This window comes from Pseudomonas sp. IT-P253 (assembly GCF_949768125.1).
Lineage (GTDB): Bacteria > Pseudomonadota > Gammaproteobacteria > Pseudomonadales > Pseudomonadaceae > Aquipseudomonas.
Map to the genome: position 1 here is coordinate 393,943 of NZ_CATKPT010000022.1, position 11,797 is coordinate 405,739.

The 11,797-nt window shown below is 59.8% G+C and carries 11 protein-coding genes; 4 read left to right on the forward strand and 7 right to left on the reverse strand.

Annotated features, from left to right (window positions below; translation table 11 throughout):
• Positions 1-223 precede the first annotated feature (223 nt).
• Complete coding sequence (locus ACM6IR_RS14520) at positions 224-1,258, forward strand: AraC family transcriptional regulator (RefSeq protein WP_414908349.1); 1,035 nt, start codon at positions 224-226, stop codon at positions 1,256-1,258.
• 207 nt (positions 1,259-1,465) lie between these two features.
• On the opposite strand, the gene ACM6IR_RS14525 is transcribed toward ACM6IR_RS14520, so the two are convergent.
• The 7 genes from ACM6IR_RS14525 to ACM6IR_RS14555 form a co-directional block, all read right to left on the reverse strand.
• Complete coding sequence (locus ACM6IR_RS14525) at positions 1,466-2,476, reverse strand: YeiH family protein (protein ID WP_414908350.1); 1,011 nt, start codon at positions 2,474-2,476, stop codon at positions 1,466-1,468.
• Positions 2,473-2,799, reverse strand: coding sequence for a Rieske (2Fe-2S) protein (locus tag ACM6IR_RS14530; RefSeq protein WP_414908351.1), 327 nt, complete (start codon positions 2,797-2,799; stop codon positions 2,473-2,475). The genes ACM6IR_RS14525 and ACM6IR_RS14530 overlap by 4 nt, the downstream gene beginning before the upstream one ends.
• Complete coding sequence (locus tag ACM6IR_RS14535; protein WP_414908352.1) at positions 2,796-3,458, reverse strand: DsbA family oxidoreductase; 663 nt, start codon at positions 3,456-3,458, stop codon at positions 2,796-2,798. Before ACM6IR_RS14535 ends, ACM6IR_RS14530 begins: the two co-directional genes overlap by 4 nt.
• Entirely contained in the window at positions 3,455-4,789 is a 1,335-nt protein-coding gene (locus ACM6IR_RS14540) for an MFS transporter (protein WP_414908353.1), read from the reverse strand. Before ACM6IR_RS14540 ends, ACM6IR_RS14535 begins: the two co-directional genes overlap by 4 nt.
• 91 nt (positions 4,790-4,880) lie before the next feature.
• The gene (locus ACM6IR_RS14545) at positions 4,881-5,933 is read right to left on the reverse strand and encodes a 3-keto-5-aminohexanoate cleavage protein (protein WP_414908354.1); all 1,053 of its coding nucleotides are present in this window, start codon (positions 5,931-5,933) and stop codon (positions 4,881-4,883) included.
• A gap of 77 nt (positions 5,934-6,010) precedes the next feature.
• Positions 6,011-6,859: a TauD/TfdA dioxygenase family protein gene (locus ACM6IR_RS14550; RefSeq protein ID WP_414908355.1), complete on the reverse strand. Its 849-nt coding sequence runs from the start codon at positions 6,857-6,859 to the stop codon at positions 6,011-6,013.
• A 14-nt stretch (positions 6,860-6,873) separates the two neighbouring features.
• Positions 6,874-7,854 carry a quinone oxidoreductase family protein gene (locus tag ACM6IR_RS14555; protein ID WP_414908356.1) on the reverse strand — a complete coding sequence of 327 codons (981 nt, stop codon included), beginning with the start codon at positions 7,852-7,854 and terminating at the stop codon, positions 6,874-6,876.
• Positions 7,855-8,045: 191 nt separating this feature from the next.
• Here ACM6IR_RS14555 and ACM6IR_RS14560 point away from each other — a divergent pair, with 191 nt between their 5' ends.
• The 3 genes from ACM6IR_RS14560 to ACM6IR_RS14570 are packed head-to-tail and all read left to right on the forward strand — an operon-like array spanning position 8,046 to position 11,740.
• Positions 8,046-9,581, forward strand: a complete 1,536-nt coding sequence (locus ACM6IR_RS14560; RefSeq protein WP_414908370.1) for an efflux transporter outer membrane subunit — start codon at positions 8,046-8,048, stop codon at positions 9,579-9,581.
• A complete protein-coding gene (locus ACM6IR_RS14565; RefSeq protein ID WP_414908357.1) occupies positions 9,574-10,698 on the forward strand; it encodes an HlyD family secretion protein in 1,125 nt (374 codons plus the stop codon). The genes ACM6IR_RS14560 and ACM6IR_RS14565 overlap by 8 nt, the downstream gene beginning before the upstream one ends.
• The gene (locus ACM6IR_RS14570) at positions 10,688-11,740 is read left to right on the forward strand and encodes a DUF2955 domain-containing protein (protein WP_414908358.1); all 1,053 of its coding nucleotides are present in this window, start codon (positions 10,688-10,690) and stop codon (positions 11,738-11,740) included. The genes ACM6IR_RS14565 and ACM6IR_RS14570 overlap by 11 nt, the downstream gene beginning before the upstream one ends.
• The last annotated feature ends 57 nt before the right edge of the window (positions 11,741-11,797 follow it).

Below are 11,797 nucleotides of genomic sequence, written 5' to 3' on the forward strand. Positions count from 1 at the left end.
CAGAATCTTTTTGTAGTACCGACATTAAAGAGCCCCCTCCCGCAACGCTTTGCATTTGACGTCAGCGACTTTTCTTTTGATGACAAGTTTGCGGTTGTTCGGATGAGCTTCCGAGTCAAAAAGGGACTGGAAGACTCCGTTCAAAACTTTTCATTTCATGACTTGCCGGATGCAGCCGGTCACGTTAAGTTCGGTCGCAATCACTACAAGAAAAAGGTCCTGCATGACCAAGCTCGTACGCGCCGCTGTTTTGACTAACTACCTGGAAGTGGCTCAAAACCAGGGATTGAACGCACAGGCCATGCTGAACGACGTCGGTTTGAACAAAGCCCTGTTGCAAACCCCCGAACACCGGATTCCTATCGATGCGGCGGTGCGCCTGCTGGAAAACTCCTCCAACGCCAGCGGTTGCCAGTACTTCGGCTTGAGCATGGCCGAATCACGCCAGCTCTCCGATTTTGGTGTCGTCAGCTTGTTGCTCACCCATCAGCGAACGCTACGTGATGCGTTACAAGTGCTGGTGCATTACCGACACCTGATGAACGAGTCGTTGGCGATCTTTGTCGAGGAAGCGGGCAGAATGGTGATCATCCGCGAGGAGGTGATCACCGAATCGCCCATGCCCTGTCGGCAAGCCAATGAGCTGGCAATCGGTGTGATGTTTCGTCTCTGCGCTGCCCTGCTCGGTGCCCACTGGCACCCCTACAGCGTCAACTTCACCCACCAGCCCCCCAATAACCTGCAACTGCATCGCCGGCTGTTTGGTTGCAAGCTGGAGTTCGGCAGTGAGTTCAATGGCATCGTCTGCCCTGACGTCAACCTTGACATAACCAATCCCCATGCCGATCCGGGTATGGCACGTTACGCCCAGCGTTATCTCGATTCGCTGCAAAGTAACGAAGGGCCTTCGGCCCTGTTCGAGGTACGTAAAGCCATCTACATGCTGCTGCCTATGGGACGCGCGACCATCGAGCAGATCGCCCAAAGTCAGGGCATGAACGTGCGCACGTTGCAGCGCCGCCTGAAAGAAGACGACTGCACCTTCAATGACCTGATCAACGATGTGCGCCGCGATCTGGTGCTGCGCTACCTGGAAAACCCCACCTATTCGCTGAGCCAGGTTGCCGACATGCTGGGGTACTCCATGGCGAGTTCCTTTACGCGCTGGTTCATCACCCAATTCGGTATGCCGCCCGCGGCTTGGCGCGCTCAGACAAAACTCATCTCAAAAACGCTCTCCGTTTCCAAAGAGCCCTGAACCCGCCGAGCCTTCGATCTGTGGCTGGCGCCGGCAATAAAGCCCGTTCTCGTGAACGTCACCCCGCCTGAATTGCCAAAAAAAACGGCGACTGCTAGTGCAGTCGCCGCAAAGAACCGGAGCTTATGACACCGGTCTCGTGCCACTCTGCGTCGGAGTAAACGCAAAGCAGCGCTGATTGCAAGAAGGGTTTGCGTGCCGCCGGGCTCACATCCCCCAGTGCAACAACAGCAACACAAGAACGGCAAGGAATACGGTTTCCCCGATCATCAACAGGATGGGCTTGATGCCGACAGAAGCCAGCTCCTTGAGCTGGGTTTTCATGCCCAGGGCACTGATCGAAACCACCAGGCACCAGCGTGACAGCTCGTTGATGGAGCCTTGCACCACCGGGGCAATCCACCCGGTACTGTTGATGCAGGCGAGCACCAGGAAACCGACGGCGAACCAAGGCAGCAGCGGCGGCCGCTTGCCCGCCGTGTCGACGCCCTGCATACGCGTGATCAGGGTGGCGCTGAGGATCACTGGTAGCAGCATGGCGACCCGCATCAGCTTGACCACGGTGGCGGTGTCTCCGGTCTCGGTCGACAGGCTGTATCCGGCACCGACCACCTGCGCCACATCGTGGATGGTCCCGCCGAGGAACACTCCTGCCACTTGTGGCGACAACGCCAACCAGTTGGCAATCATCGGGTAAAGGATCATTGCCGAGGTGGACAGCGCCGACACTCCGATAACGGTGAACAGAGTGGCACGCTCCTTCTGCGGATGATTGGGCAACGCCGCCGCCAGCGCCATCGCCGCCGAAGCGCCACAGATTGCCGTAGCGCCGCCGGTTAGCATCCCAAACAAGCGCGAGAAGCCCAGGGCCTTGGCTGCCACCACTGAAACACTGATGGTCACCACCACCAGGATCACAACCAGAGCAAAAGGCTTCCAGCCCAACGCGGCGATCTGTTCCAGGGTGATGCGCATCCCCAGCAGGGCCACGCCGAGGCGCAACACGGTGCGCGCAGTGAATTCGATGCCGGCTTTGCATGGACCCACACCGGAAAGAAAGTTCAGCCCCATGCCGACCAGCAAGGCAAACAGCATGACCGGCGCACCGTAGTGTTCGGAGAGGAAGGACGCCGCTGCAGCAACGATCAAGCTGACGATAAAGCCCGGCGCTAATTCGCGCACGCGGCTGTTGATGCTACTGATAGCGATGGCGCTCATGGCGCGGACTCCTCGGGAACGATAACGATAAATGCGTGGCCGTCGATGACTTCGACCGGGTAGTTGGCAACCTTGAGTGCGGTTGAGTTGAGCAGGTAGCCGCTGCTCAGGTCGAAGCGCAAACCATGGGCGCAACATTGAATCACCCGGCCCTCAAGACGCCCGCCGCACAGCGAGGCGCCCTGATGCGGGCAGCTGTCATCGATGGCAAACAACTGCCCGTCGACGTTGAACAGCGCCAGGCTTTTGTCATCGAATTCAACCAGCGCACGACCACCCGCTTGCGGGAGTTTTCCGGCAGGTACGGAAATGCGCCGAGTCATACCGGTTGCCGCTCGCGATCACTTTCTTTCAGTGCCTGGCTCATGGCCCCGAGTAATACCTCGGCAGGTTGCGCGCCCACTAGCGTCATGCGGTGATCGAACTGAAAGCTGGGCACGCCACCCGCCGCGCCCGGGGGGCTGAAGAAAGGACTGGCGTCACCCTTCAGGCAGTCGGCCAAGGCCTCAGTATCAAAGCCGCAGGAGCGGGCAATCGCAAGCAACGTCTCACGACATCCCAGGTCTTCGCCCTTCTGGAAATAAGCGGCGAACAGTCGCTCAAGCAGGACGTCACGCTGCACAGCATTGCCCAGCGTGCAGACACGCTCGAACAGTCGATGCGCGTCTGCGGTGTTGGGCATCGTCGCGATGCAGCTGAAGTCGATAGCCAACCCGACTGCCGCAGCGGCCTGCCGGACCTGGGCCTGGCGCATGCCCACGGCTTCGGCACTGCCCAGACGTTTACGGTAGAAGTCGGCGAAGGGTTCCCCTTGTACCGGCAACTGAGGCAGCAACTGCACGCCGTGCCACACCGTGGTGATCTGCACATCCGGTTGGCGACTGCGAAACTGTACTTGTGCATGCTCCAATTGGCGCTTGCCGATCAGGCACCAGGGGCAAATGAAATCGAAAAACACATCTACCTGTAAACGACGACTCACAACTTCACCTCAAACACTACTTTTTTACCGACGGTGTCATCGACTGGCTCGCCATTAAGCCGAGCAATGTCGTTGTTGTAATGACACTTGGCATAGAAAAACACTGCCGCCGCCGCGATGCTGATCAGGGGGACCAACTGGAACGCTGCATGGAGGCCGATTAAATCGGAGACCTTGCCAGTAATGAATGGCCCCGGTGCCAGTCCCAGCATGTTGTTGGCCAGGGTCAGCGTGGCGAAAGCCGTGCCGTGGACCGAATAGTGGGTCAAATTGGCAACCATCGCCCCGGCAGGCCCCGTGGTACCGGCAGCAATCAGCATGCCCAGGCAGATCAGCGCCAGTTGGGCAGGCCCGACCGGCAAGGCGAATGCCAATGACAACAGCAGGCAGCTGCCCAGGCAATAAGCGATGGCCAGGGCGATCTTGCGTTCAGGCGATTGGCGGCACAGGCGATCGCTGAGCATCCCGCACAGAATCATCCCGGCGCCGCTGCACATCACGATAATGGCGGCCACTGCACCCGCCTTGTCTGTGCCCATTTCGTAATAACGGTTGAGGTAGCTCGGCATCCACACAATCACCGTGCCACCGACGAATAGCTGCAAGCCGCTGCCAACATAGGCACCGATCACCGAACGACTGGAAAACAACGTACGCAACGGACGCTTGACTGCGGCTGCAGCTTTGTTCGCGGCCTTGGCGGCGCGCTGTGGAGCGATGCGCGCTTCCTTCACGATGATCGGGTAAAGCACCGCCAGCAACAGGCCAAACAGGGCCATGCCGGCGAAGGACCAACGCCAGCCCAACCGGGTGGCAATCACTCCGCCGAAGGCCATGCCCAACACCGAGCCGAACATGCCACCGGCCATAAAGGCACTGGAAAGCGTGGCACGCATGTGCTTGGGAAATACCGAAATCACAACCGCGATGCCGACGCTGCCATAGGCCGCCTCGCCAACGCCGACCATGAACCGGGCAATAAACATCTGCTGATAGTCTTGCGCCAACGCGCAGCCCAGGGTTGCGAGGCTCCACATCAAGGCCATCAAAGCCAGGCTTTTGACCCGCCCGAAACGGTCGGCCAGCAGTGACAGGGGAAACGTCAGCAGTCCGACCATCAAGGCGACGATACCACTGAGCAGGCCGAGCTGGCCGTCGCTCAACGTCCACTCGCTTTTGAGCAGCGGGAACACCGCATTCAGTACCTGACGCGACATATAGTCGGAAATCAACAGGCCGAACGTCAGTGCAAAGACGATCCAGGCATATTTGCGCGCAACGCCGACGCCACTGCAGTCGTCATCGTCCGCGGCGATTGGATGAAAGGCCATGCAGCCTCCTCAAAGCTTCGTTTTATTGTTTTTATCAAGCGTGTTGCATGCAGTGAGCGAGAGGCCGTCGACCTCTCGCCGCCACTGCCGGTCAGCCGCGCTGTGGAACACCCTTTTGCCCAGCCTTGCGGTTGGGAGCCATGCCGTTGGCCAACAGGGTTTCTTCGATGCTCTGGTACTTCACACCGATGCGGTAAATCTCACGGGCTTCTTTGCCGGTGGCAATGTCGCGACCCAGTTCATGAGCGATGCGCACGGTTTGCTTGATCTGCGCAACCGAACCGAAACGATCGCCCTTGTGATCAATGATAGTGTCTTCATTGCCCACACGCGGGTGCATGCCCATGGCCATCGACATGGTGTTGAACGGCATTACATTCTTGAGCAACGACTCGGAGGTCAGGGTGCAGCCGTCCGGCGCGCGGTGGATGAAGTTGAAGAAGTTGAACGGGTTAGGGCCGTCGAAACCGCCACCGATGCCGATCCAGGTCAGGTTCAGCGGGCCTTTATAGACGCCTTTGCGCACCAGGCGCTCAAGGGTTTCCATGGCGTGGATGCCGGTCAGCTGGAAGTGCGGCTGGATGCCGTTGTCCATCAGGCGCTTGAGATGCTCAGCGACCCACGCAGGACCTGCCGGTACAGTCATTTCGCTGTAAGCGGCCTGAAAAGCCGGATTGGCCAGGGACGTGCCTTCCAGGTATTCCGGATACAGCAGTTCCATGATGTTCATTTGGGTGGTGTTGATGGCCACCGTCACCTGATCCGGTTTTGGCGTCAGCTCGGCCAGCATGTGGCGCGTGTCATCGGACAGCCACTTGGCGGCTTCGCCATCGCTTTCAGGGGCGAAGGAAATCGAGCCGCCGACCTGAATGATCATGTCCGGCACGGCTTCACGCACACCTGCGATCAGCTCGTTGAACTTGGACAGGCGCTTGGAGCCTTTGCCATCCAGTTCGCGTACGTGCAGGTGCAAAACGGTGGCACCGGCCTCATAACAATCAACCGCCTTCTGCACCTGTTCATCCATGGTCAGCGGAATGTCTTCCGGAAAGTCTTCCGGCATCCATTCAGGGCCGTATGGGGCTACGGTGATCACCACCTTTTCCATGTTTTCCGGGTGCAGCGAATCGTCGAAGAATTGCATGAGTGACTCCTATTATTATGATTGCCTGCCCGGCGGGCGAAGCCGGGCAGACGGATATGCGAGTACGAACGGGCTGATCAGTAAGTCTTGTCGCCGATGATGCCGGCACGTTCCATCTTGCGATGGCACGGCGGGTAATCCATCACGGCGTAATGTTGGGTACTGCGGTTGTCCCAGATGGCAATGCTGTTGGGTTTCCAGCGCCAGCGCACTTGGTACTCAGGGATGTAGGCCTGACTGATCAGGTAGCGCAACAGCTCGCTGGCACCCGGGTTGGCGTCCTGGCCGAAGCGCACCCGCTCAGGGGTGTGGTAGTTGCTGATGTGGGTGGTGAACGCATTGACGAACAGCACCTTTTCACCGGTTTCCGGGTGGATGCGCACCACCGGGTGCTCGGCATCCGGATACATGGCCTTGAGCGCCAGACGCTTTTCGATCGGCATGGCCGCGCCGAAGCTGGCCTCGATGCTGTGCCGGGCGCGCAGGTCGGCGATCTTCGCCTTTACGTCTTCCGGCAAGCGTGCGTAGGCCTCCACCATGTTGGCCCACATGGTGTCGCCACCCACGGGCGGGCACTCCACGCATCGCAGCACGCAACCCATCGGCGGCGCCTCGCGCCAAGTGGCATCGGTGTGCCAGGCATTTTCGTAGCGGTCCATCGGTTGGTCAGGATTCTTGTAGATGCGCACCAGCCCCGGATGGTCCGGATCACTGCCCGCCACCGGATGATCCTCCAACTCGCCAAAGCGACGGGCGAAAGCGACGTGCTCGGCGCGGCTGATGTCCTGATCACGCAAAAACACCACTCGGTGCTTGAGCAACTGAGCACGAATCTCGGTAAAAAGACCGTCGTCATGGACCGCGTCGGCGAGATTGACGCCGATGAGTTCCGCGCCGATGTTGCAGGTCAATTGTTCGACTTTCATGGAAGGCGGCTCCCTTAAATGACGAAAATCGAGGAGCCAGTGGTCTTGCGCGATTCCAGGTCACGATGGGCCTGCACGGCATCCTGCAAGGCATAGTGCTGGTTGATCTCGATCTTGATTCGACCGCTGCCGACGTGGTCAAACAGTTCGCCTGCCAGGGCGGCTTTTTCTTCCGGGTCGGCGATGTAGTCGGCCAACGCCGGGCGAGTCAGGAACAGCGAACCTTTCATGGCCAACAGCACCGGATCAAAGGCCGGAATCGGGCCGGATGCAGTCCCCACGCACACCATCAGGCCACGGCGTTTAAGCGAGTCCAGGGAACCCATGAAAGTATTCTTGCCGACGCTGTCGAACACCACGTTGACGCCGACGCCGCCAGTCAGTTCGCGAACGCGCTGGGCAACATCTTCATGGCTGTAATTGATCACATGGTCACAGCCATGGGCTCGAGCGATTTCACCCTTGACCTCGGTGGATACCGTGCCGATGACCGTCAGCCCCAACAGCTTGGCCCATTGCGAAACGATCAGGCCGACACCACCGGCAGCGGCATGCAGCAAAATACTGTCGCCGGCCTTGAAATTGTGAATCCGGCGCATCAGGTACGCTGAAGTCAGCCCGCGCATGGTCATGGCGGCGGCAGTCTCGAAACTGATGGTTTCCGGCAGTTTGATCAGCGCCGCGGCTGGAATCAAACGTTCGGTACTGTACGCACCCAGCGTGTTGAGAAATCCGGTGTAGGTGACGCGATCGCCGACCTCTACCTGGGTCACGCCCTCGCCGATCGCCTGTACCACGCCAGAGGCTTCAACACCCATGCCGTTCGCCAGCGGGATCGGGTAGGTGCCATTGCGAAAGTAGGTGTCGGCGTAGTTCAGTCCGACGGCCACATGACGCAGACGAACCTGGCCCGGGCCGGGCTCCCCGACTTCGACGTCTTCATAGCGAAGGACTTCGGGACCACCGGCTTCGTAGAAACGTACGGCTTTAGCCATGCTTTTTATTCTCCAATCAGCCATTTTTTGGCGTTATGCGTTGATTGGACTTTAGGTCGCAAGCGCACTAGCCGCTTCTCATCAGGCGACAATGGCTTTTCATTTGATGACAAAGGTGCATACCCGTGCAGACGTCTATGCTCCCACTCATCATCCTACATGGATTGCCATTGATGCTTTCACGTACCGCCATGCTGAAACGGTCGGCCCCCTTCCTGCTGCTGGGCGTGCTCGCCCTCAACGGCTGCGTGCGGCTGGGGCCGGACTTCCAGCCACCGGGTGAAGAATGGATCAAGCACTGGGACTCCCCTGCCCTTGAGCAATCCAGTCAGCGGGGCCCGACCCCGGACATTCGTCAGTGGTGGAAAGTGTTCGCCGATCCGGTGCTCGACCGCCTGATTGCCGAATCGGATGCGCACAATACCAGCCTGAAAATCGCAGGTCTGCGCGTAATGGAAGCCCGTGCACAACTGGGCATTGCCCAGGCCGGGCTTTACCCGCAACAGCAGCAAGTCAGCGCCGACAGCCAATACGTCAACCGCAGGCAATCCGGTGGGAGTAATCCTCAGGACAGCCATTTCTGGCAATACGGCGCGGGTTTTGATGTCGGTTGGGAACTGGATTTCTGGGGCCGTTTCAGTCGCGCCATCGAGTCATCCGATGCCAGCTATTTCGCTGCCCAGGCCAACTATGAAGATGCCCTGGTACTGCTGCGGGCCCAAGTGGCCGATACCTATTTTTCATTGCGCACCCTCGAAGCCCGTCTACGCGTCGCCCGGGAGAATGCCAGCCAGCAAAAGCGCAGCTTCGAAATCACCGAGAAACTCTTCAAAAGCGGCCAGAATGCCGAGCTCGACCTGCAACAAGCCAAGACCCAGTACTTGGGAACGTTGAGTACCATCCCCGACCTCGAAGACCAGTTCCTGCGTACCCGCAATGCGTTGGCGGTGCTGATCGGCCAGCCCCCCGGCGCGCTACCGCAACTGGCGGAGAATGCCGGCTTGATCCCGTTGGTCGACCGCGCCGTGCTGCAGGATGTGCCCGCCACTTTGCTGTTGCGTCGACCGGATGTGCGCGCTGCCGAGCTTAATGTCGCTGCCCAGTCGGCGCTGATCGGCGTGGCGCAAAGTGATCTCTATCCATCGCTGAGCTTGTTCGGGAGCATCGTCTGGTCGACCAATTCGCTGGGAAGCACGCCCAATAGCCTGGACCTGATCGGCGGCCCGAGTCTACGCTGGAACGTGTTCGATCACGGTCAGATCACCAACAACGTACGTGTTCAGGATGCGCGATTGCAGCAGCTGATCGAGGCGTACCGGGACTTGGTTCGCCAGGCTGCGCGCGAGGCTGACGATGCGGCCAGCGGCCTGATCAAATCCCTGGAGCGTGAACGAATCCTGGGTGAGGCCTCACTGGCCGCCCAGCGTTCGCTGGTGTTGGCCAGCGCTCAGTATCGGGAAGGTTATGCGGATTTCCAGCGGGTGCTGGATGCCCAGCGTGCGTTACTCGATCAACAAGACAACTACCTGATTGCCCGCAGCAACGCCGTCAGCAATGTGATTGCCTTATACAAAGCATTGGGCGGTGGATGGTACAGCGGCCAACCCAAAGTGGATCAGGCCACCCGCCAACAAATGGAAAAACGCACGGATTGGGGCAATTTACTGGAACCCGCCGCTGCACAGCCAGCCTTTCCCCTCCCTCAGAAGGTAAATGAAGATGAGTGAAGCCGCGCAGCCCGCTCCCGAGTCGCCAGCACCGGCCGCCGATCCTTCAAAAAAAGGCCTCCAGTGGGTGTTGGCGCTGATCTTCCTCAGCCTGGTCTGGTACTTGCTGGCTGACCGCTTCACGCCTTACACGCAACAGGCTCGCGTGGGGGCCTTTGTGATTCCGGTGGCGGCGGAGGTGGCGGGCCAGGTGATCCGCGTGAACGTGCGCAACAATCAGGACGTCAAGGCGGGCGATGTTCTGTTTGAAGTGGACCCGCAGCCCTATCAAATTGCCGTCGACCGAGCGCGCGCAGACCTTGAATCGACACGCCGGCAGATCGGCGCCAGTACCGCCGGCATTGCCTCGGCTCAAGCCTCGCTGCGAGCGGCCCAAGCCAATGAACTGAAGGCCAGGCAGGACAATCAGCGTCTTGAAGGTTTGTACCGCGAAGACCCGGGCACCATTTCCGTGCGCCTGCTGGAAGTGTCACGCGCCAGCCGCGAACAGGCCTCAAGTCAGGTGGCCGCCGCCCGTGCCGAAGTTCAGCGTGCGCGTGAGCAGGAAGGCGGCAGCGACGAAGACAACGCCAAGCTGCGCAGCGCGGCCACGGCGTTATCCAAAGCCGAACTGGACTTGTCCAACACGCAGATACGCGCACGTTCGGCGGGGCTGATTACCGATCTTCGCACCGACGCCGGACAATTCGCTGCCGCGGGCAGCCCGGTGATGACCCTGATTGCTATCCACGATGTGTGGATCAGTGCGGACATGACCGAGAACAACCTGGGGCTGGTCGCCGTCGGCACACCGGTACGGATTGTGCTCGACGCGTTGCCGGGCGAGGTATTCGAGGGCCGCGTGCGCAGTGTCGGCTATGGCGTCAGCGTCGGTCAGCCCACCTCGCCCGGCAGCCTGCCGACCGTACAGAACAGCCGCGACTGGCTGCGTCCGGCCCAGCGTTTTCCGGTGATTATCGAATTTTCAGAGGACTCGATGAACACGGTGCGGGACAGTCGCGCCATCCGGGCCGGCGGGCAGGCTGAAGTCATGGCGTTCCCGACTCAGGGCAACCCGTTGAATGTGCTCGGTCGCGTGTTTTTCGGGTTCATGAGCTGGCTGAGCTATGCCTATTAAGAGCCGGCCGACTGAGCGCAATCCCCGGGCTCAGCGCGCGCTTCGTCTGGCCGCAGGCACGGCATTGTGCCTCGCGGTCAGCTTCGGCCTGGCATTGCCGATCCCGTTTCTTGCACCGGTACTGTGTGTATTGTTGCTTGGCACGCTCAATCAGCCGCTGCCCTTCAAGGTTGGACTGGTTCTCGCACTGGCTGCAATGTTGATCACGGGCGTCGGTCTGGTGTTGATTCCGGTCCTGCGCTACTACCCCTTCACGGGTGTATTGCTGATAGGTGCCAGCCTGTTCCTGGCCTTTCGTTTTGGTCTGCGCGGCGGTAACAACTTGCTCGTGACCTTTCTGGTGATTGGCCTGACCATGATTTCTTCAGCGGGTGTGGCCGATTTTGACCTGGCGATGATGGTGATTGGTGCACTGGTCAAGGGGCTGCTCCTTGCCGTCATGGTGGTGGCTTTCAGTCATCGGCTTTTTCCAGAACCGGCCAATGCCCCGTCGCCACCGGCCGCCCCTGCCCTGGCGACTGACGAGGTGACCAGGATTGCGCTGCGTGCGACCCTGATTGTGTTGCCGACATTCGTACTGGCGCTGATCGATCCCGCCACCTATCTGCCGATTATCCTGAAGGCCGTCAGCCTGGGTCAGCAAAGCGCCACGACAACAGCCCGCACCGCGGGTCGCGAGCTGATCGGATCGACATTGCTCGGCGGGCTGCTGGCCATCCTGTTCTGGTGCGCCCTGAGTCTGTTTGTCCATCTGTGGATGTTCTTTCTGTGGACGCTGCTGTTCGGCCTGGTGCTGGCGCGAAAGCTCTATGCCTTGAACCCGACGCGACAAACCCCGGGGTTCTGGCTCAACACCCTGATTACGTTGATTATCCTGCTCGGGCAGTCGGTTCAGGACAGCGCCGCGGGCAAAGACGTCTACACCGCATTTGCGGTGCGCATGGGGTTGTTCATCTTCGTGACGCTATACGCCTGCCTGATGGTCCATCTGCTGGATCAGCGGCAGGAAACCTGGCTTAGGGTTAAGGACGGCTCTTCGTAGGAGCGAGGCTTGCCCGCGAAGGCGATCTCCCGGACGTCTTCGCGGGCCAGCCGCGCT

What these genes read in the sequence shown, in the direction of transcription:
- ACM6IR_RS14520 (WP_414908349.1), top strand. Translation starts at nt 224, where the DNA reads ATGACCAAGCTCGTACGCGCCGCTGTTTTGACTAACTACCTGGAAGTG.
- ACM6IR_RS14525 (WP_414908350.1), bottom strand. Translation starts at nt 2,476, where the DNA reads ATGAGCGCCATCGCTATCAGTAGCATCAACAGCCGCGTGCGCGAATTA.
- ACM6IR_RS14530 (WP_414908351.1), bottom strand. Translation starts at nt 2,799, where the DNA reads ATGACTCGGCGCATTTCCGTACCTGCCGGAAAACTCCCGCAAGCGGGT.
- ACM6IR_RS14540 (WP_414908353.1), bottom strand. Translation starts at nt 4,789, where the DNA reads ATGGCCTTTCATCCAATCGCCGCGGACGATGACGACTGCAGTGGCGTC.
- ACM6IR_RS14545 (WP_414908354.1), bottom strand. Translation starts at nt 5,933, where the DNA reads ATGCAATTCTTCGACGATTCGCTGCACCCGGAAAACATGGAAAAGGTG.
- ACM6IR_RS14550 (WP_414908355.1), bottom strand. Translation starts at nt 6,859, where the DNA reads ATGAAAGTCGAACAATTGACCTGCAACATCGGCGCGGAACTCATCGGC.
- ACM6IR_RS14555 (WP_414908356.1), bottom strand. Translation starts at nt 7,854, where the DNA reads ATGGCTAAAGCCGTACGTTTCTACGAAGCCGGTGGTCCCGAAGTCCTT.
- ACM6IR_RS14560 (WP_414908370.1), top strand. Translation starts at nt 8,046, where the DNA reads ATGCTGAAACGGTCGGCCCCCTTCCTGCTGCTGGGCGTGCTCGCCCTC.
- ACM6IR_RS14565 (WP_414908357.1), top strand. Translation starts at nt 9,574, where the DNA reads ATGAGTGAAGCCGCGCAGCCCGCTCCCGAGTCGCCAGCACCGGCCGCC.
- ACM6IR_RS14570 (WP_414908358.1), top strand. Translation starts at nt 10,688, where the DNA reads ATGCCTATTAAGAGCCGGCCGACTGAGCGCAATCCCCGGGCTCAGCGC.